The organism is Actinacidiphila acidipaludis, from assembly GCF_019890725.1.
Classification (GTDB): Bacteria; Actinomycetota; Actinomycetes; order Streptomycetales; family Streptomycetaceae; genus Actinacidiphila; species Actinacidiphila acidipaludis.
In genome coordinates this window covers 1-15,218 of the sequence record NZ_JAINZZ010000009.1, presented here as the reverse complement: position 1 = coordinate 15,218, position 15,218 = coordinate 1, and the positions used below count along the sequence as shown (strand labels likewise).

General features: G+C 67.0%; 28 protein-coding genes and 1 pseudogene. All 29 read left to right on the top strand.

Annotation, left to right across the window (positions count from 1 at the left end; genetic code table 11):
- Window positions 1-645 carry a 50S ribosomal protein L3 gene (gene rplC, locus K7862_RS10475; RefSeq protein WP_222962204.1) on the top strand — a complete coding sequence of 215 codons (645 nt, stop codon included), beginning with the start codon at window positions 1-3 and terminating at the stop codon, window positions 643-645.
- Window positions 646-649: 4 nt separating this feature from the next.
- Window positions 650-1,300, top strand: a complete 651-nt coding sequence (rplD, locus tag K7862_RS10470) for a 50S ribosomal protein L4 (protein WP_222962203.1) — start codon at window positions 650-652, stop codon at window positions 1,298-1,300.
- Window positions 1,300-1,626, top strand: a complete 327-nt coding sequence (rplW, locus tag K7862_RS10465; RefSeq protein WP_222962202.1) for a 50S ribosomal protein L23 — start codon at window positions 1,300-1,302, stop codon at window positions 1,624-1,626. Before rplD ends, rplW begins: the two co-directional genes overlap by 1 nt.
- A 47-nt stretch (window positions 1,627-1,673) precedes the next feature.
- On the top strand, window positions 1,674-2,510 hold the full coding sequence (gene rplB / locus K7862_RS10460) for a 50S ribosomal protein L2 (RefSeq protein WP_222962201.1): 837 nt from the start codon (window positions 1,674-1,676) through the stop codon (window positions 2,508-2,510).
- A gap of 12 nt (window positions 2,511-2,522) precedes the next feature.
- Entirely contained in the window at window positions 2,523-2,804 is a 282-nt protein-coding gene (rpsS, locus tag K7862_RS10455; RefSeq protein WP_014054167.1) for a 30S ribosomal protein S19, read from the top strand.
- Between the two features lie 47 nt (window positions 2,805-2,851).
- Window positions 2,852-3,199, top strand: coding sequence for a 50S ribosomal protein L22 (rplV, locus tag K7862_RS10450; protein WP_222962353.1), 348 nt, complete (start codon window positions 2,852-2,854; stop codon window positions 3,197-3,199).
- Window positions 3,199-4,032, top strand: a complete 834-nt coding sequence (gene rpsC, locus K7862_RS10445; protein WP_222962200.1) for a 30S ribosomal protein S3 — start codon at window positions 3,199-3,201, stop codon at window positions 4,030-4,032. The genes rplV and rpsC overlap by 1 nt, the downstream gene beginning before the upstream one ends.
- 7 nt (window positions 4,033-4,039) lie before the next feature.
- Window positions 4,040-4,459 (top strand): 50S ribosomal protein L16, encoded by a 420-nt coding sequence (gene rplP, locus K7862_RS10440; protein ID WP_069462151.1) that lies wholly within the window; start codon window positions 4,040-4,042, stop codon window positions 4,457-4,459.
- Window positions 4,459-4,683 (top strand): 50S ribosomal protein L29, encoded by a 225-nt coding sequence (gene rpmC / locus K7862_RS10435; RefSeq protein ID WP_222962199.1) that lies wholly within the window; start codon window positions 4,459-4,461, stop codon window positions 4,681-4,683. The genes rplP and rpmC overlap by 1 nt, the downstream gene beginning before the upstream one ends.
- Window positions 4,683-4,970: a 30S ribosomal protein S17 gene (gene rpsQ / locus K7862_RS10430; protein WP_222962198.1), complete on the top strand. Its 288-nt coding sequence runs from the start codon at window positions 4,683-4,685 to the stop codon at window positions 4,968-4,970. The genes rpmC and rpsQ overlap by 1 nt, the downstream gene beginning before the upstream one ends.
- A gap of 110 nt (window positions 4,971-5,080) precedes the next feature.
- On the top strand, window positions 5,081-5,449 hold the full coding sequence (rplN, locus tag K7862_RS10425) for a 50S ribosomal protein L14 (RefSeq protein WP_069462148.1): 369 nt from the start codon (window positions 5,081-5,083) through the stop codon (window positions 5,447-5,449).
- 3 nt (window positions 5,450-5,452) lie between these two features.
- Window positions 5,453-5,776: a 50S ribosomal protein L24 gene (gene rplX / locus K7862_RS10420; protein WP_222962197.1), complete on the top strand. Its 324-nt coding sequence runs from the start codon at window positions 5,453-5,455 to the stop codon at window positions 5,774-5,776.
- Window positions 5,776-6,336 (top strand): 50S ribosomal protein L5, encoded by a 561-nt coding sequence (gene rplE / locus K7862_RS10415; RefSeq protein ID WP_069462146.1) that lies wholly within the window; start codon window positions 5,776-5,778, stop codon window positions 6,334-6,336. Before rplX ends, rplE begins: the two co-directional genes overlap by 1 nt.
- A 3-nt stretch (window positions 6,337-6,339) precedes the next feature.
- The gene (locus tag K7862_RS10410) at window positions 6,340-6,525 is read left to right on the top strand and encodes a type Z 30S ribosomal protein S14 (RefSeq protein WP_030890724.1); all 186 of its coding nucleotides are present in this window, start codon (window positions 6,340-6,342) and stop codon (window positions 6,523-6,525) included.
- Between the two features lie 226 nt (window positions 6,526-6,751).
- Window positions 6,752-7,150 carry a 30S ribosomal protein S8 gene (rpsH, locus tag K7862_RS10405; RefSeq protein WP_093713219.1) on the top strand — a complete coding sequence of 133 codons (399 nt, stop codon included), beginning with the start codon at window positions 6,752-6,754 and terminating at the stop codon, window positions 7,148-7,150.
- A 21-nt stretch (window positions 7,151-7,171) separates the two neighbouring features.
- Complete coding sequence (rplF, locus tag K7862_RS10400; RefSeq protein ID WP_222962196.1) at window positions 7,172-7,711, top strand: 50S ribosomal protein L6; 540 nt, start codon at window positions 7,172-7,174, stop codon at window positions 7,709-7,711.
- Window positions 7,712-7,713: 2 nt separating this feature from the next.
- Window positions 7,714-8,097, top strand: coding sequence for a 50S ribosomal protein L18 (gene rplR / locus K7862_RS10395; RefSeq protein ID WP_222962195.1), 384 nt, complete (start codon window positions 7,714-7,716; stop codon window positions 8,095-8,097).
- 44 nt (window positions 8,098-8,141) lie between these two features.
- Window positions 8,142-8,747, top strand: coding sequence for a 30S ribosomal protein S5 (gene rpsE, locus K7862_RS10390; protein ID WP_031524774.1), 606 nt, complete (start codon window positions 8,142-8,144; stop codon window positions 8,745-8,747).
- The gene (gene rpmD, locus K7862_RS10385; protein ID WP_037912396.1) at window positions 8,747-8,929 is read left to right on the top strand and encodes a 50S ribosomal protein L30; all 183 of its coding nucleotides are present in this window, start codon (window positions 8,747-8,749) and stop codon (window positions 8,927-8,929) included. Before rpsE ends, rpmD begins: the two co-directional genes overlap by 1 nt.
- Window positions 8,930-8,931: 2 nt before the next feature.
- Window positions 8,932-9,384, top strand: coding sequence for a 50S ribosomal protein L15 (gene rplO / locus K7862_RS10380; protein WP_069462142.1), 453 nt, complete (start codon window positions 8,932-8,934; stop codon window positions 9,382-9,384).
- A 222-nt stretch (window positions 9,385-9,606) separates the two neighbouring features.
- Window positions 9,607-10,923, top strand: coding sequence for a preprotein translocase subunit SecY (gene secY, locus K7862_RS10375; protein ID WP_222962194.1), 1,317 nt, complete (start codon window positions 9,607-9,609; stop codon window positions 10,921-10,923).
- A complete protein-coding gene (locus K7862_RS10370) occupies window positions 10,923-11,576 on the top strand; it encodes an adenylate kinase (RefSeq protein ID WP_222962193.1) in 654 nt (217 codons plus the stop codon). Before secY ends, K7862_RS10370 begins: the two co-directional genes overlap by 1 nt.
- A gap of 152 nt (window positions 11,577-11,728) precedes the next feature.
- Entirely contained in the window at window positions 11,729-12,565 is an 837-nt protein-coding gene (gene map, locus K7862_RS10365; protein WP_222962192.1) for a type I methionyl aminopeptidase, read from the top strand.
- Window positions 12,566-12,718: 153 nt separating this feature from the next.
- Complete coding sequence (gene infA, locus K7862_RS10360; protein WP_003956442.1) at window positions 12,719-12,940, top strand: translation initiation factor IF-1; 222 nt, start codon at window positions 12,719-12,721, stop codon at window positions 12,938-12,940.
- Between the two features lie 28 nt (window positions 12,941-12,968).
- Window positions 12,969-13,082, top strand: coding sequence for a 50S ribosomal protein L36 (rpmJ, locus tag K7862_RS10355; protein ID WP_003956441.1), 114 nt, complete (start codon window positions 12,969-12,971; stop codon window positions 13,080-13,082).
- 193 nt (window positions 13,083-13,275) lie between these two features.
- Complete coding sequence (rpsM, locus tag K7862_RS10350) at window positions 13,276-13,656, top strand: 30S ribosomal protein S13 (protein ID WP_222962191.1); 381 nt, start codon at window positions 13,276-13,278, stop codon at window positions 13,654-13,656.
- 70 nt (window positions 13,657-13,726) lie between these two features.
- Entirely contained in the window at window positions 13,727-14,131 is a 405-nt protein-coding gene (rpsK, locus tag K7862_RS10345) for a 30S ribosomal protein S11 (RefSeq protein WP_093786119.1), read from the top strand.
- Window positions 14,132-14,157: 26 nt separating this feature from the next.
- The gene (rpsD, locus tag K7862_RS10340) at window positions 14,158-14,784 is read left to right on the top strand and encodes a 30S ribosomal protein S4 (RefSeq protein ID WP_222962190.1); all 627 of its coding nucleotides are present in this window, start codon (window positions 14,158-14,160) and stop codon (window positions 14,782-14,784) included.
- 131 nt (window positions 14,785-14,915) lie between these two features.
- Window positions 14,916-15,218 (top strand): annotated as a pseudogene (locus K7862_RS10335) (DNA-directed RNA polymerase subunit alpha); the annotation flags it as partial.

Sequence of the window (15,218 nt, the reverse complement as noted above, 5' to 3'; positions counted from 1 at the left end):
ATGGCTAAGCAGATCAAGGGCATCCTGGGCGAGAAGCTCGGCATGACCCAGGTCTGGGACGAGAACAACCGTGTCGTCCCCGTGACCGTCGTCAAGGCCGGCCCCAACGTCGTGACCCAGGTGCGTACCAACGACACCGACGGCTACGAGTCGGTCCAGATCGCCTTCGGCGAGATCGACCCGCGCAAGGTGAACAAGCCCCTCAAGGGCCACTTCGCGAAGGCCGACGTCACCCCGCGCCGCCACCTGGTGGAGCTGCGCACCTCCGACGCCGGCGAGTACTCGCTCGGCCAGGAGATCACCGCCTCGGTGTTCGAGGCGGGCGTCAAGGTCGACGTCACCGGCAAGAGCAAGGGCAAGGGCTTCGCCGGTGTCATGAAGCGGCACAACTTCCGCGGCCTCGGCGCGGGCCACGGTGTGCAGCGCAAGCACCGCTCCCCGGGCTCCATCGGCGGCTGCGCCACCCCGGGTCGCGTGTTCAAGGGCCTCCGTATGGCGGGTCGCATGGGCAACGAGCGGGTCACCACCCAGAACCTGACCGTCCACGCCGTTGACGCGGAGAAGGGCCTGCTGCTCATCAAGGGCGCGGTTCCCGGTCCGAACGGCGGCCTCGTCCTGGTCCGCACCGCGGCCAAGGGGGCCTGAGGATATGAGCACCATTAACCTTCTGTCGCCTGCCGGCGACACCGCCGGGACCGTCGAGCTCCCGGCCGAGATCTTCGACGCCAAGATCAGCATTCCGCTGATCCACCAGGTCGTCGTCGCGCAGCTGGCCGCTGCCCGTCAGGGCACGCACAAGGTCAAGACGCGTGGCGAGGTCCGCGGTGGTGGCAAGAAGCCGTACCGCCAGAAGGGCACCGGCCGCGCCCGTCAGGGTTCGACCCGTGCGCCGCAGTTCGCCGGCGGTGGCGTCGTGCACGGCCCCGTGCCGCGCGACTACTCGCAGCGGACCCCGAAGAAGATGAAGGCCGCCGCGCTGCGTGGCGCCCTCACCGACCGGGCGCGCCACAACCGCATCCACGTCGTGACCGGCATCGTCGAGGGCGAGGCCCCGTCGACCAAGTCGGCCAGGACGCTGTTCGGCAAGATCAGCGAGCGCAAGAACCTGCTCCTGGTCGTGGAGCGTGCCGACGAGGCCGCGTGGCTGTCGGCCCGCAACCTGCCGCAGGTGCACATCCTGGACGCCGGCCAGCTGAACACGTACGACGTGCTCGTCTCCGACGACGTGGTCTTCACCAAGGCCGCCTTCGACCGCTTCACCGGTAACGGCGCCGCCGAAACCGAAGGGAGCGACGCCTGATGGCCGAGCAGACCGCGATCACCAGCAAGACCTACACGGACCCCCGTGACGTCCTGGTCAAGCCGGTGGTCTCCGAGAAGAGCTACGCGCTGCTGGACGAGAACAAGTACACGTTCGTCGTCGACCCGCGTGCGAACAAGACCCAGATCAAGCAGGCCGTCGAGGCGGTCTTCCAGGTCAAGGTCACCGGGGTCAACACGATCAACCGGCAGGGCAAGCGCAAGCGCACCCGCACCGGTTTCGGCAAGCGTGCCAACACCAAGCGCGCCATCGTGACCCTCGCCGAGGGCGACCGCATCGACATCTTCGGCGGCCCGGTCTCCTGACGGAGGCCGGATCGAGTCGAAGTCCGGAATATTCCGAGGACTGAGAAATGGGTATCCGCAAGTACAAGCCGACGACTCCGGGCCGTCGTGGCTCCAGCGTCGCCGACTTTGTCGAGATCACGCGGTCCACGCCGGAGAAGTCGCTGGTCCGCCCGCTGCACAGCAAGGGCGGCCGTAACAACGCCGGCCGTGTGACCGTCCGCCACCAGGGCGGTGGCCACAAGCGCGCCTACCGTGTGATCGACTTCCGTCGGCACGACAAGGACGGCGTGCCCGCCAAGGTCGCGCACATCGAGTACGACCCCAACCGCACCGCGCGCATCGCGCTGCTGCACTACGCGGACGGCGAGAAGCGCTACATCCTCGCGCCGGCCCGCCTGCAGCAGGGTGACCGGATCGAGAACGGCGCCAACGCCGACATCAAGCCGGGCAACAACCTGCCGCTGCGCAACATCCCCGTCGGTACCACGATCCACGCGATCGAGCTGCGGCCCGGCGGCGGCGCGAAGATCTCCCGCTCCGCGGGCGCTTCGGTGCAGCTGCTGGCGAAGGAAGGCAACATGGCCACCCTTCGCATGCCGTCCGGCGAGGTCCGGATGGTCGACGTCCGCTGCCGCGCCACCATCGGTGAGGTCGGCAACGCCGAGCAGTCGAACATCAACTGGGGCAAGGCCGGCCGTATGCGCTGGAAGGGCGTCCGCCCGACCGTGCGTGGTGTCGCCATGAACCCGGTGGACCACCCGCACGGTGGTGGTGAGGGCAAGACCTCCGGTGGTCGCCACCCGGTCTCCCCGTGGGGCCAGCAGGAGGGCCGTACGCGCTCTCCCAAGAAGGCGAGCAGCAAGTACATCGTCCGCCGCCGCAAGACGAACAAGAAGCGCTAGGAGCGGGTGTAGATGCCGCGCAGTCTCAAGAAGGGGCCCTTCGTCGACGACCACCTGAGCAAGAAGGTGGACGTCCAGAACGAAGCAGGCACCAAGAACGTCATCAAGACCTGGTCCCGCCGCTCGATGATCGTCCCGGCGATGCTGGGCCACACGATCGCGGTGCACGACGGCCGTAAGCACGTCCCGGTGTTCGTCACTGAGTCGATGGTCGGCCACAAGCTCGGCGAGTTCGCGCCGACCCGCACCTTCCGCGGCCACGAGAAGGACGACCGCAAGTCGCGTCGTCGCTGATCAGCGGCAAGGAACGCCAGACCATGACAGACACTGAAGGGACAACCATGGAAGCCAGGGCCCAGGCGCGGTACATCCGCGTCACGCCCATGAAGGCCCGCCGCGTGGTGGACCTCATCCGTGGCATGAACGCCACGGAGGCTCAGGCGGTCCTGCGATTCACGCCGCAGGCCGCGAGCGTGCCGGTGGGCAAGGTGCTCGACAGCGCCATTGCCAACGCCGCGCACAACTACGACCACACGGACGCCGAGTCGCTGTACATCAGCGAGGCGTACGTGGACGAGGGGCCGACCCTGAAGCGGTTCCGTCCGCGTGCCCAGGGCCGCGCCTACCGGATCCGTAAGCGGACCAGCCACATCACCGTGGTCGTCGCCAGCAAGGAAGGGACCCGGTAATGGGCCAGAAGGTTAACCCGTACGGGTTCCGCCTCGGGGTGACCACGGACTTCAAGTCCCGCTGGTACGCCGACAAGCTGTACAAGGACTACGTCAAGGAAGACGTCGCCATCCGCCGGATGATGACGCAGGGCATGGAGCGGGCGGGCATCTCCAAGGTGGAGATCGAGCGCACCCGTGACCGTGTGCGCGTCGACATCCACACCGCCCGGCCGGGCATCGTCATCGGCCGTCGCGGCGCGGAGGCCGACCGTATCCGCGGTGACCTGGAGAAGCTGACCGGCAAGCAGGTCCAGCTGAACATCCTCGAGGTCAAGAACCCGGAGATGGACGCTCAGCTGGTGGCCCAGGCCGTCGCCGAGCAGCTCTCCTCCCGCGTCTCCTTCCGCCGTGCCATGCGCAAGAGCATGCAGGGCACGCTGAAGGCCGGCGCCAAGGGCATCAAGATCCAGTGCGGTGGCCGTCTCGGCGGCGCCGAGATGTCCCGCTCGGAGTTCTACCGCGAGGGCCGGGTGCCTCTGCACACCCTGCGCGCCAACGTGGACTACGGCTTCTTCGAGGCCAAGACCACCTTCGGCCGCATCGGTGTGAAGGTGTGGATCTACAAGGGCGACGTCAAGAACATCGCCGAGGTCCGCGCCGACAACGCCGCCGCCCGCGCCGGCAACCGTCCGGCCCGTGGTGGGGGCAACGAGCGTCCGCAGCGCCGCGGTGGCGAGCGCGGTGGCCGTGGCCGTCGTCCTCAGGGTGACAGTGCTCCTTCGGCCCCCAAGGCCGAGGCCACTGCCGCCGTCGAGGCTCCGGCCGCGGAGACCCCCGGAACGGAAGGCTGAGTAACCCATGCTGATCCCCCGTAGGGTCAAGCACCGCAAGCAGCACCACCCGAAGCGCGACGGCATGGCCAAGGGCGGCACGGAGCTGGCGTTCGGTGAGTACGGCCTGCAGGCCGTCACCCCCGCCTACGTGACCAACCGGCAGATCGAGTCCGCTCGTATCTCCATCACCCGTCACATCAAGCGTGGCGGCAAGGTCTGGATCAACATCTACCCGGACCGTCCGCTCACCAAGAAGCCGGCCGAGACCCGCATGGGTTCCGGTAAGGGTTCGCCGGAGTGGTGGATCGCGAACGTCAAGCCCGGTCGGGTGATGTTCGAGCTGTCTTTCCCGAACGAGAAGGTTGCTCGTGAGGCGCTGACCCGCGCCGCGCACAAGCTTCCGATGAAGTGCCGCATCGTGCGGCGCGAGGCAGGTGAGCTGTGATGGCGGCCGGTACCACGGCGACCGAGCTGCGCCAGCTGGGCGACGAGGAGCTCGTCGGCAAGCTGCGTGAGGCCAAGGAGGAGCTGTTCAACCTCCGTTTCCAGGCGGCCACCGGACAGCTGGAGAACAACTCCCGGCTCAAGACCGTCCGTAAGGACATCGCCCGGATCTACACCCTGATGCGTGAGCGCGAGCTGGGCATCGAGACGGTGGAGAGCGCCTGATGAGCGAGAAGAATGTGACTGAGACGACCGACGAGCAGCGCGGCTTCCGCAAGACCCGTGAGGGTCTCGTGGTCAGCGACAAGATGGACAAGACCGTTGTGGTCGCCGTCGAGGACCGTGTCAAGCACGCCCTGTACGGCAAGGTCATCCGCCGCACCAACAAGCTCAAGGCGCACGACGAGCAGAACGCCGCCGGCATCGGCGACCGCGTCCTCCTGATGGAGACCCGGCCGCTCTCGGCGACGAAGCGCTGGCGCGTCGTGGAGATCCTCGAGAAGGCCAAGTAAGGCCGAGTAATCCCTGAGCGGGTGTCCGCTCAGGACCGTTCCGTCAGGCTCGGCGGTGGGCGTGGCAACACGCCCCCGCCGGGAACCGACGCGACAAACAGGAGATAGACGTGATCCAGCAGGAGTCGCGACTTCGCGTCGCCGACAACACTGGTGCCAAGGAGATCCTTTGCATCCGTGTTCTCGGTGGCTCGGGTCGCCGCTACGCGGGCATCGGTGACGTCATCGTCGCCACCGTCAAGGACGCGATCCCCGGTGGCAACGTGAAGAAGGGCGAGGTCGTCAAGGCTGTCGTCGTGCGCACCGTCAAGGAGCGCCGCCGTGCCGACGGCTCGTACATCCGCTTCGACGAGAACGCGGCCGTCATCCTCAAGAACGATGGCGACCCGCGTGGCACCCGTATCTTCGGCCCGGTGGGCCGTGAGCTGCGCGAGAAGAAGTTCATGAAGATCGTCTCGCTCGCGCCGGAGGTGCTGTAACCGATGAAGATCAAGAAGGGCGACCTGGTCCAGGTCATCACCGGTAAGGACAAGGGCAAGCAGGGCAAGGTCATCGTGGCCTACCCGGCTCAGGACCGCGTCCTGGTCGAGGGTGTCAACCGGGTCAAGAAGCACACCAAGGCCGGCCAGACCGACCGCGGTTCCAAGACCGGCGGCATCATCACCACCGAGGCGCCGATCCACATCAGCAACGTGCAGCTGGTTGTTGAGAAGGACGGCAAGAAGGTCGTGACCCGCGTCGGCTACCGCTTCGACGACGAGGGCAACAAGATCCGTGTTGCCAAGCGGACCGGTGAGGACATCTGATGACTGCCACCACTACGGCACCGCGTCTGAAGACGCGCTACCGCGAGGAGATCGCGGGCAAGCTGCGTGACGAGTTCAAGTACGAGAACGTCATGCAGATCCCCGGTCTCACCAAGATCGTGGTCAACATGGGTGTGGGCGACGCCGCCCGCGACTCCAAGCTGATCGAGGGCGCCATCCGCGACCTCGCCACGATCACCGGCCAGAAGCCGCAGGTCACCAAGGCCCGTAAGTCCATCGCGCAGTTCAAGCTGCGTGAGGGTCAGCCGATCGGTGCCCACGTCACCCTCCGCGGTGACCGCATGTGGGAGTTCCTGGACCGCCTGCTGTCGCTCGCGCTCCCGCGCATCCGCGACTTCCGCGGTCTGTCCCCCAAGCAGTTCGACGGCCGCGGCAACTACACCTTCGGTCTCACGGAGCAGGTCATGTTCCACGAGATCGACCAGGACAAGATCGACCGCGTCCGGGGTATGGACATCACCGTGGTCACCACGGCGACCAACGACGCTGAGGGCCGCGCGCTCCTTCGTCACCTCGGCTTCCCGTTCAAGGAGGCGTGAGCCGTGGCGAAGAAGGCTCTCATTGCCAAGGCCGCTCGCAAGCCCAAGTTCGCTGTGCGCGCCTACAACCGCTGCCAGCGCTGTGGCCGGCCGCACTCCGTGTACCGCAAGTTCGGCCTGTGCCGTGTGTGCCTTCGTGAGATGGCTCACCGCGGCGAGCTGCCGGGCGTGACCAAGAGCTCCTGGTAGTCCCCGACAGGGGATTCCCGGAAGCTCTCGGTAAGCAGATGGCCGGCGAGACCCCAGCCTTTCATCCCGTAGGGTAGAAGGGTTGGGCGCTCGCCGCCCGCATCGACTTACTACGCCGTAGGTCCACCGCATCGCACCCGTCCCGACGTACCCGCCCCGCGGGTACCTCTCGGGGAGAGGGACGGAGCACCTGGAAACCCCGGCGAGAGAGGCCCAGGGCCAACTCATGACCATGACCGACCCCATCGCAGACATGCTGACGCGTCTGCGGAACGCGAACTCGGCATACCACGACGATGTCGTGATGCCGTTCAGCAAGATCAAGTCGCACATCGCGGAGATCCTCCAGCAGGAGGGCTACATCACCGGCTGGAAGGTCGAGGACGCCGAGGTCGGCAAGAACCTCGTCCTCGAGCTGAAGTTCGGCCCCAACCGCGAGCGTTCGATCGCCGGCATCAAGCGGATCAGCAAGCCGGGTCTGCGGGTCTACGCAAAGTCCACCAACCTGCCGAAGGTGCTCGGCGGCCTGGGCGTGGCGATCATCTCCACGTCGCACGGTCTGCTCACCGGCCAGCAGGCGCAGAAGAAGGGCGTGGGTGGGGAAGTCCTCGCCTACGTCTGGTAACCGGGAAAGCGAGGTATAGCAATGTCGCGCATCGGCAAGCTGCCCATCTCGGTTCCCGCCGGAGTGGACGTCACCATCGACGGCCGCACGGTCGCGGTGAAGGGCCCCAAGGGCTCGCTCACCCACACCGTCGCCGCGCCGATCGAGATCGCAAAGGGCGAGGACGGCACCCTGCTCGTCACCCGTCCGAACGACGAGCGTGTCTCGAAGGCCCTGCACGGCCTGTCCCGCACGCTGGTGGCGAACATGATCACCGGCGTGACCGCGGGCTACAGCAAGGCGCTCGAGATCAGCGGTGTCGGCTACCGCGTCCAGGCGAAGGGCTCCAACCTGGAGTTCGCGCTGGGCTACAGCCACCCGATCCTCGTCGAGGCCCCCGAGGGGATCTCCTTCAAGGTCGAGTCCCCCACCAAGTTCACGGTCGAGGGCATCGACAAGCAGAAGGTCGGCGAGGTGGCCGCCAACATCCGCAAGCTGCGGAAGCCCGACCCGTACAAGGCCAAGGGCGTCAAGTACGCCGGCGAGGTCATCCGCCGCAAGGTCGGAAAGGCTGGTAAGTAGCCATGGCATACGGTGTGAAGATCGCCAAGGGCAAGGCCTACAAGGGTGCCGCTCTCAAGCGCCGCCACATCCGGGTCCGCAAGCGGATCTCGGGTACGGCCGAGCGCCCGCGCCTGGTGGTGACGCGGTCCAACCGCGGCATCGTGGCGCAGGTCATCGACGACCTCGCGGGCCACACGCTCGCGTCGGCGTCGACCCTCGACACGTCCATCCGCGGCGGCGAAGGCGACAAGAGCGCCAAGGCGAAGCAGGTCGGCCAGCTCGTGGCCGAGCGTGCCAAGGCCAAGGGCGTCGAGGCTGTCGTGTTCGACCGTGGCGGCAACCAGTACGCGGGGCGCATCGCCGCCCTGGCGGACGCCGCCCGCGAAGCCGGCCTGAAGTTCTGAGCCGGTTCCGTTAGCTAGCGGAAAACGATAGAGAGGTAATTCCAATGGCTGGACCCCAGCGCCGCGGAAGCGGTGCCGGTGGCGGCGAGCGACGGGACCGTAAGGACAGGCGGGACGGCGGCCAGCAGGCCGAGAAGACCGCTTACGTCGAGCGGGTCGTCGCGATCAACCGCGTCGCCAAGGTTGTGAAGGGTGGTCGTCGCTTCAGCTTCACCGCGCTGGTCGTGGTGGGCGACGGTGACGGCACCGTGGGTGTCGGCTACGGCAAGGCCAAGGAGGTGCCGGCCGCCATCGCCAAGGGTGTTGAGGAGGCCAAGAAGCACTTCTTCAAGGTCCCCCGTATCCAGGGCACCATCCCGCACCCCATCCAGGGCGAGAAGGCCGCGGGCGTCGTCCTGCTCAAGCCGGCTTCCCCCGGTACCGGTGTGATCGCCGGTGGCCCGGTGCGTGCCGTGCTGGAGTGCGCGGGCATCCACGACGTGCTGTCCAAGAGCCTCGGCTCGGACAACGCGATCAACATCGTGCACGCCACGGTGGCGGCGCTCCAGGGCCTGCAGCGGCCCGAGGAGATCGCGGCCCGTCGTGGTCTGCCGATCGAGGACGTCGCGCCGGCGGCCCTGCTGCGTGCGCGTGCCGGGGTGGGTGTCTGATGGCGCGTCTGAAGGTCACCCAGACCAAGTCCTACATCGGCAGCAAGCAGAACCACCGTGACACCCTGCGCTCGCTCGGCCTGAAGCGGCTGAACGACGTGGTGGTCAAGGAGGACCGCCCGGAGATCCGCGGCATGGTCCACACCGTCCGCCACCTCGTCACGGTCGAGGAGGTCGACTGATCATGGGTGACAACCCGATCAAGATCCACAACCTCCGTCCGGCCCCCGGCGCCAAGACCGCCAAGACCCGCGTGGGTCGTGGTGAGGCGTCCAAGGGCAAGACGGCCGGTCGTGGCACCAAGGGCACCAAGGCCCGCTACCAGGTTCCGGAGCGCTTCGAGGGTGGGCAGATGCCCCTCCACATGCGTCTCCCGAAGCTCAAGGGCTTCAAGAACCCGTTCCGCACCGAGTACCAGGTCGTCAACCTGGACAAGCTCGCCTCCCTCTACCCCGAGGGTGGTGAGGTCACCGTGGCCGACCTGGTCGCCAAGGGTGCCGTGCGCAAGAACCAGCTCGTCAAGGTGCTCGGCACCGGCGAGGTCTCCGTGGCGCTGCAGGTGACCGTCGACGCGGTCTCCGGCTCCGCCAAGGAGAAGATCGCCGCCGCCGGCGGCAGCGTGACCGAGCTCGTCTGAGGTCTGTGTCACAACGAACCGGGGATGTCCAGCACCATCGGGCATCCCCGGTTCGGCGCTTCACCGGCTTCTGTGCCCCGACTGTGGGCAGGGCCGGGGCCATTGGCGGGCGGCTGGTCATTCTCACCGGGGCCGCCTCGCCGGTAAGGTGGCCAACGCTGCTCTTTCCCGAACCTCATCAGACCGTCCTTCCGCCGTGGCGCGGGGGGTGCAGGAGGCACCGTGCTCACCGCGTTCGCCCGGGCGTTCAGGACGCCCGACCTGCGCAAGAAGCTGCTCTTCACGCTGGGCATCGTGGTGGTCTACCGGCTGGGCGCGCATGTGCCGGTGCCGGGCGTCGACTACACCGTGGTCAACGAGTGCATCAAGGACACGAAGGGCAACAACAGCCTCTTCGGCCTGGTGAACATGTTCAGCGGCGGCGCGCTGCTCCAGCTGACGATCTTCGCGCTCGGGATCATGCCGTACATCACGGCCAGCATCATCCTTCAGCTGCTGACCGTCGTGATCCCCCGTCTCGAGGCCCTCAAGAAGGAGGGCCAGGCCGGCACCGCGAAGATCACGCAGTACACCCGGTACCTGACGGTGGCGCTCGCCGTGCTGCAGGGCACCGGCCTGGTGGCCACCGCCCGCTCCGGCAGCCTGTTCTCGAACTGCACCCAGGCCTCGCAGATCGTCCCGAACCAGTCGATCTTCACCACCATCACCATGGTGACCTGCATGACCGCGGGCACCGTGATGATCATGTGGCTCGGTGAGCTGATCACCGACCGCGGCGTCGGCAACGGCATGTCGCTGCTGATGTTCGTGGCCATCGCCGCCGGCTTCCCCGGCTCGCTGTGGGCGATCAAGGTCTCCGGCAAGATCGCCGGCGGCTGGGTCGAGTTCCTCGCGGTCATCGCCATCGGCCTCGCGATCGTCGGCCTCGTGGTCTTCGTCGAGCAGGCCCAGCGCCGCATCCCGGTGCAGTACGCGAAGCGCATGATCGGCCGGCGTTCCTACGGCGGCACGTCGACCTACATTCCGCTGAAGGTCAACCAGGCGGGTGTGATCCCGGTCATCTTCGCCTCGTCGCTGCTCTACATCCCGGCGCTCATCGTCCAGTTCTCCGGATCGACGGCCGGCTGGGCGCAGTGGATCAGCCGCAACATGACCAAGGGCGACCACCCGATCTACATGGCCGCCTACTTCCTGCTGATCGTCTTCTTCGCCTTCTTCTACGTCGCGATCTCCTTCAACCCCGAAGAAGTCTCCGACAATATGAAGAAGTATGGTGGGTTCATCCCGGGTATCCGGGCAGGCCGCCCCACCGCCGAATACCTGAGTTACGTGCTCAACCGCATCACGTGGCCGGGTTCGCTGTACCTGGGTCTCATCGCCCTCGTTCCGACGGTCGCCATCGCGATCTTCAACGGGAGCAACGGCAACTTCCCGCTGGGCGGCACCAGCATCCTCATCATCGTCGGTGTGGGTCTGGAGACCGTGAAGCAGATCGAGAGCCAGCTCCAGCAGCGTAACTACGAAGGGTTCCTCCGCTGATGCGAATCGTCCTGGTCGGGCCGCCCGGCGCCGGCAAGGGGACGCAGGCCGCGTTCCTCGCCAAGAACCTGTCGATCCCGCACATCTCCACGGGTGACCTGTTCCGCGCCAACATCAGCCAGGGCACCGACCTCGGCAAGAAGGCCAAGTCCTTCATGGACGCCGGCGACCTGGTGCCCGACGAGGTCACCATCGGCATGGCGGAGGACCGGCTCGACCAGGCCGACGCCGCAGACGGCTTCCTGCTCGACGGATTCCCGCGCAACGAGTTCCAGGCGCGGGCGCTGGACGCGTACCTGGCGTCCCACGGCATCGCGCTGGACGGCGTGCTGGACCTGGAGGTCCCCGAGGACGAGGTGGTCAAGCGGATCGCCGGCCGCCGGGTGTGCCGCAACGACAGCGCGCACGTCTTCCACGTCGACTACACGCCTCCCGCCGTCGAGGGCGTCTGCGACACGTGCGGCGGTGAGCTGTACCAGCGCTCGGACGACACCCCGGACAAGGTGCGCAACCGTCTCGAGGTCTACCACCGCGAGACCGAGCCGATCATCGACTACTACAAGCAGCAGAACCTCGTGGTCACCATCTCCGCGCTCGGCGCGGTGGCCGAGGTGACGCAGCGGGCCATGGCGGCCCTGCACCGCGGCGAGTAGCCGCGCGCGGTGCCGGCCCCGGCGGGGCCGGCCGGAGAGAGAGCACGGCATACGGCCGTGGTGCCCGCGAGGGCGCCACGGCCGTATGGTTGAACAGGCAGGAAACCCCGGTCTCCCGGGGCCGGTACAGGGTGAGGAAGGCGTCAGCCGCGATGGTGGAGATCAAGACCCCGGAGCAGATCGCGAAGATGCGTGCGGCCGGGCTGGTCGTCGCGGCGATCCACGAGGCGACGCGCGCTGCCGCGGTGCCCGGCGCCAGCACCAAGGACCTGGACGAGATCGCCGCCAAGGTGATCGCCGACCACGGCGCCAAGCCCAACTTCCTCGGCTACGGCGGCTTCCCCGGGAACATCTGCACCTCGGTCAACGACGTCGTCGTGCACGGCATCCCCGACCGCGAGACCGTGCTCAAGGACGGCGACATCATCGCCATCGACGCCGGCGCGATCGTCGACGGCTGGCACGGCGACGCGGCCTTCACCTGCTTCGTCGGGTCCGGCCACGCGCCCGAGCTGATCGAGCTGAGCCGGGTCACCGAGGAGTCCATGTGGGCCGGCATCGCCGCGTTCCGCAAGGGCAACCGGCTGGAGGACATCTCCCGCGCCGTCGAGACCTACATCCGCCGCCAGCCGCGGCCGGCCACCGGCAAGTACGGCATCGTCGAGGAGTACGGCGGCCACGGCATCGGCAGCCAGATGCACATGGACCCGCACCTGCTGAACTACGTCACCAAGAAGCGCGGCCGCGGGATCAAGCTGGTCCCCGGGGTATGCCTGGCGATCGAGCCGATGGTGACCCTCGGCTCCCCGCACACCCACGTGCTCGAGGACGAGTGGACGGTGAAGTCCGACGACGGCTCCTGGTCCTCGCACTGGGAGCACTCCATCGCGCTGACCGAGCAGGGTCCCCTGGTGCTGACCGCGCCCGACGGCGGCAGGGCCAAGCTCGCCGAGTTCGGCATCACCGCGGCACCCGACCCGCTCGCCTGACGCCGCGCCCCCCGGGAGGCGTAGCGATCACTCTGCGTGGGCAGACTTCCCGATTCGTGTTTCGGCGAAGCCTCGCGTAGACTCATACGTCGGCCCCGCGTGTCTTCCGGCATGTCCGGAGCCGACCCCGGTAGCCGATCCCGAAAGCAGGACATGGCCAAAAAGCAAGGCGCCATCGAAATCGAGGGCACCGTGATCGAGTCTCTGCCGAACGCGATGTTCAAGGTGGAGCTGCAGAACGGTCACAAGGTCCTCGCGCACATCAGCGGCAAGATGCGGATGCACTACATCCGGATCCTGCCGGATGACCGGGTCGTCGTGGAGCTGTCTCCCTACGACCTGACGCGCGGACGGATCGTCTACCGATACAAGTAGATCTCACGACCCGGAGAACCTCAGACCCATGAAGGTCAAGCCGAGCGTCAAGAAGATCTGCGACAAGTGCAAGGTGATCCGCCGTCACGGCCGGGTCATGGTCATCTGCGACAACCTGCGCCACAAGCAGCGCCAGGGCTGACGCGACCGACCGACCTGCATTCGCAGACTTCGCGCGACGCACAACATGTACATACGCAGCACCCATCGCCCCGCCCCTGGGCACGACAGGGCGATGACACCCCCGGAGGAGGCCGGGGACCCGACTCGTACCTCATACGGCGAACGGGATCCGGTGCTGTGGAAGACCTCCGCAATCATCAGGAGCCCAGAAGATGGCACGCCTTTCAGGCGTTGACCTTCCGCGCGAGAAGCGCGTGGAGATCGCCCTCACCTACGTCTTCGGCATCGGCCGCTCGCTCTCGCAGCAGGTGCTGAAGGAAACCGGTGTGAACCCGGACACCCGCGTCCGCGACCTGACCGAGGAAGACCTCGTCAAGCTGCGCGAGTACGTCGACGCCAACTTCAAGACCGAGGGTGACCTCCGTCGCGAGATCCAGGCTGACATCCGCCGCAAGGTCGAGATCGGCTGCTACCAGGGTCTGCGCCACCGTCGCGGCCTGCCGGTGCACGGCCAGCGCACTCACACCAACGCCCGCACCCGTAAGGGCCCGCGTCGCGCGATCGCCGGCAAGAAGAAGCCGGGCAAGAAGTAGTCCTCAGCGGACCACGCCATAAGCGGTCTTCGCTGTAGGACCGACCACCTCCACCGGGAGAAACCAGGACATGCCTCCTAAGGGCCGTCAGGGCGCAGTCAAGAAGGTGCGCCGCAAGGAAAAGAAGAACGTCGCTCACGGGCACGCCCACATCAAGAGCACGTTCAACAACACCATCGTCTCGATCACCGACCCGCAGGGCAACGTGATCTCCTGGGCCTCCGCCGGCCACGTCGGCTTCAAGGGCTCGCGCAAGTCCACCCCCTTCGCCGCGCAGATGGCCGCCGAGTCGGCCGCCCGCCGCGCGCAGGAGCACGGCATGCGCAAGGTCGACGTCTTCGTGAAGGGTCCCGGCTCCGGCCGTGAGACCGCGATCCGCTCGCTGCAGGCCACCGGCCTCGAGGTCGGGTCCATCCAGGACGTCACCCCGACCCCGCACAACGGCTGCCGCCCGCCGAAGCGCCGCCGCGTCTGACCAGCTGATACAGGAGATACGAGACAATGGCGCGTTACACCGGGGCCGACTGCAAGCGTTGCCGTCGGGAAAAGCAGAAGCTCTTCCTCAAGGGAGCTAAGTGCGAGAGCGCGAAGTGCCCGATCGAGATCCGTCCTTACCCCCCGGGTGAGCACGGGCGCGGGCGCACCAAGGACAGCGAGTACCTGCTTCAGCTGCGTGAGAAGCAGAAGTGCGCGCGTATCTACGGTGTCCTCGAGAAGCAGTTCGTGAACTACTACAAGGAAGCGAACCAGAAGACCGGCAAGACCGGTGAGAACCTTCTGCGCATCCTCGAGTCCCGCCTCGACAACGTGGTGTACCGGGCCGGCTTCGCCAAGTCCCGCGACCACGCCCGTCAGCTGGTGCGTCACGGACACATCACCGTCAACGGCCGCAAGAACGACATCCCGTCGGCTCGCGTCGCCGTGAACGACATCGTCGAGGTCCGCGAGTCGTCCCGGAGCCTGGTTCCGTTCCAGGTCGCCCAGGGCGAGGCCGGCGAGAAGACCGTCCCGGCCTGGCTGGAGGCGAACGCCGGCAAGCTCCGGATCCTCGTGCACAGCCTGCCCGAGCGCCAGGTGATCGACACCCAGGTGCAGGAGCAGCTGATCGTCGAGCTCTACTCCAAGTAAACGGAGCAGCGCTCACGGTCACGGGCGGTACGGTTCCGGGCCCCTTTCGGGGGATCCGGTCCGTGCCGCCCGTACCCTCGTAGTACAGGGGGCGTCAAATAGCGGGCGCCCACGACAGAAGGACCGAACACATGCTGATCGCTCAGCGTCCCTCGTTGACCGAAGAGGTCGTCGACGAGTTCCGCTCCCGGTTCGTGATCGAGCCGCTGGAGCCGGGCTTCGGCTACACCCTCGGCAACTCCCTGCGCCGTACGCTCCTGTCCTCGATCCCGGGTGCCGCCGTCACCTCGATCCGGGTCGACGGGGTCCTGCACGAGTTCACCACCGTGCCGGGCGTCAAGGAGGACGTCACCGACGTCATCCTCAACATCAAGCAGCTGGTCGTCTCCTCGGAGCACGACGAGCCGGTCGTGATGTACCTGCGCAAGCAGGGG

Bases quoted from the DNA above. Each gene is read 5' to 3' on its own strand.
- rplC (WP_222962204.1), top strand. From the start codon at position 1: ATGGCTAAGCAGATCAAGGGCATCCTGGGCGAGAAGCTCGGCATGACC.
- rplD (WP_222962203.1), top strand. From the start codon at position 650: ATGAGCACCATTAACCTTCTGTCGCCTGCCGGCGACACCGCCGGGACC.
- rplW (WP_222962202.1), top strand. From the start codon at position 1,300: ATGGCCGAGCAGACCGCGATCACCAGCAAGACCTACACGGACCCCCGT.
- rplB (WP_222962201.1), top strand. From the start codon at position 1,674: ATGGGTATCCGCAAGTACAAGCCGACGACTCCGGGCCGTCGTGGCTCC.
- rpsS (WP_014054167.1), top strand. From the start codon at position 2,523: ATGCCGCGCAGTCTCAAGAAGGGGCCCTTCGTCGACGACCACCTGAGC.
- rplV (WP_222962353.1), top strand. From the start codon at position 2,852: ATGGAAGCCAGGGCCCAGGCGCGGTACATCCGCGTCACGCCCATGAAG.
- rpsC (WP_222962200.1), top strand. From the start codon at position 3,199: ATGGGCCAGAAGGTTAACCCGTACGGGTTCCGCCTCGGGGTGACCACG.
- rplP (WP_069462151.1), top strand. From the start codon at position 4,040: ATGCTGATCCCCCGTAGGGTCAAGCACCGCAAGCAGCACCACCCGAAG.
- rpmC (WP_222962199.1), top strand. From the start codon at position 4,459: ATGGCGGCCGGTACCACGGCGACCGAGCTGCGCCAGCTGGGCGACGAG.
- rpsQ (WP_222962198.1), top strand. From the start codon at position 4,683: ATGAGCGAGAAGAATGTGACTGAGACGACCGACGAGCAGCGCGGCTTC.
- rplX (WP_222962197.1), top strand. From the start codon at position 5,453: ATGAAGATCAAGAAGGGCGACCTGGTCCAGGTCATCACCGGTAAGGAC.
- rplE (WP_069462146.1), top strand. From the start codon at position 5,776: ATGACTGCCACCACTACGGCACCGCGTCTGAAGACGCGCTACCGCGAG.
- rpsH (WP_093713219.1), top strand. From the start codon at position 6,752: ATGACCATGACCGACCCCATCGCAGACATGCTGACGCGTCTGCGGAAC.
- rplF (WP_222962196.1), top strand. From the start codon at position 7,172: ATGTCGCGCATCGGCAAGCTGCCCATCTCGGTTCCCGCCGGAGTGGAC.
- rplR (WP_222962195.1), top strand. From the start codon at position 7,714: ATGGCATACGGTGTGAAGATCGCCAAGGGCAAGGCCTACAAGGGTGCC.
- rpsE (WP_031524774.1), top strand. From the start codon at position 8,142: ATGGCTGGACCCCAGCGCCGCGGAAGCGGTGCCGGTGGCGGCGAGCGA.
- rpmD (WP_037912396.1), top strand. From the start codon at position 8,747: ATGGCGCGTCTGAAGGTCACCCAGACCAAGTCCTACATCGGCAGCAAG.
- rplO (WP_069462142.1), top strand. From the start codon at position 8,932: ATGGGTGACAACCCGATCAAGATCCACAACCTCCGTCCGGCCCCCGGC.
- K7862_RS10370 (WP_222962193.1), top strand. From the start codon at position 10,923: ATGCGAATCGTCCTGGTCGGGCCGCCCGGCGCCGGCAAGGGGACGCAG.
- map (WP_222962192.1), top strand. From the start codon at position 11,729: ATGGTGGAGATCAAGACCCCGGAGCAGATCGCGAAGATGCGTGCGGCC.
- infA (WP_003956442.1), top strand. From the start codon at position 12,719: ATGGCCAAAAAGCAAGGCGCCATCGAAATCGAGGGCACCGTGATCGAG.
- rpmJ (WP_003956441.1), top strand. From the start codon at position 12,969: ATGAAGGTCAAGCCGAGCGTCAAGAAGATCTGCGACAAGTGCAAGGTG.
- rpsM (WP_222962191.1), top strand. From the start codon at position 13,276: ATGGCACGCCTTTCAGGCGTTGACCTTCCGCGCGAGAAGCGCGTGGAG.
- rpsK (WP_093786119.1), top strand. From the start codon at position 13,727: ATGCCTCCTAAGGGCCGTCAGGGCGCAGTCAAGAAGGTGCGCCGCAAG.
- rpsD (WP_222962190.1), top strand. From the start codon at position 14,158: ATGGCGCGTTACACCGGGGCCGACTGCAAGCGTTGCCGTCGGGAAAAG.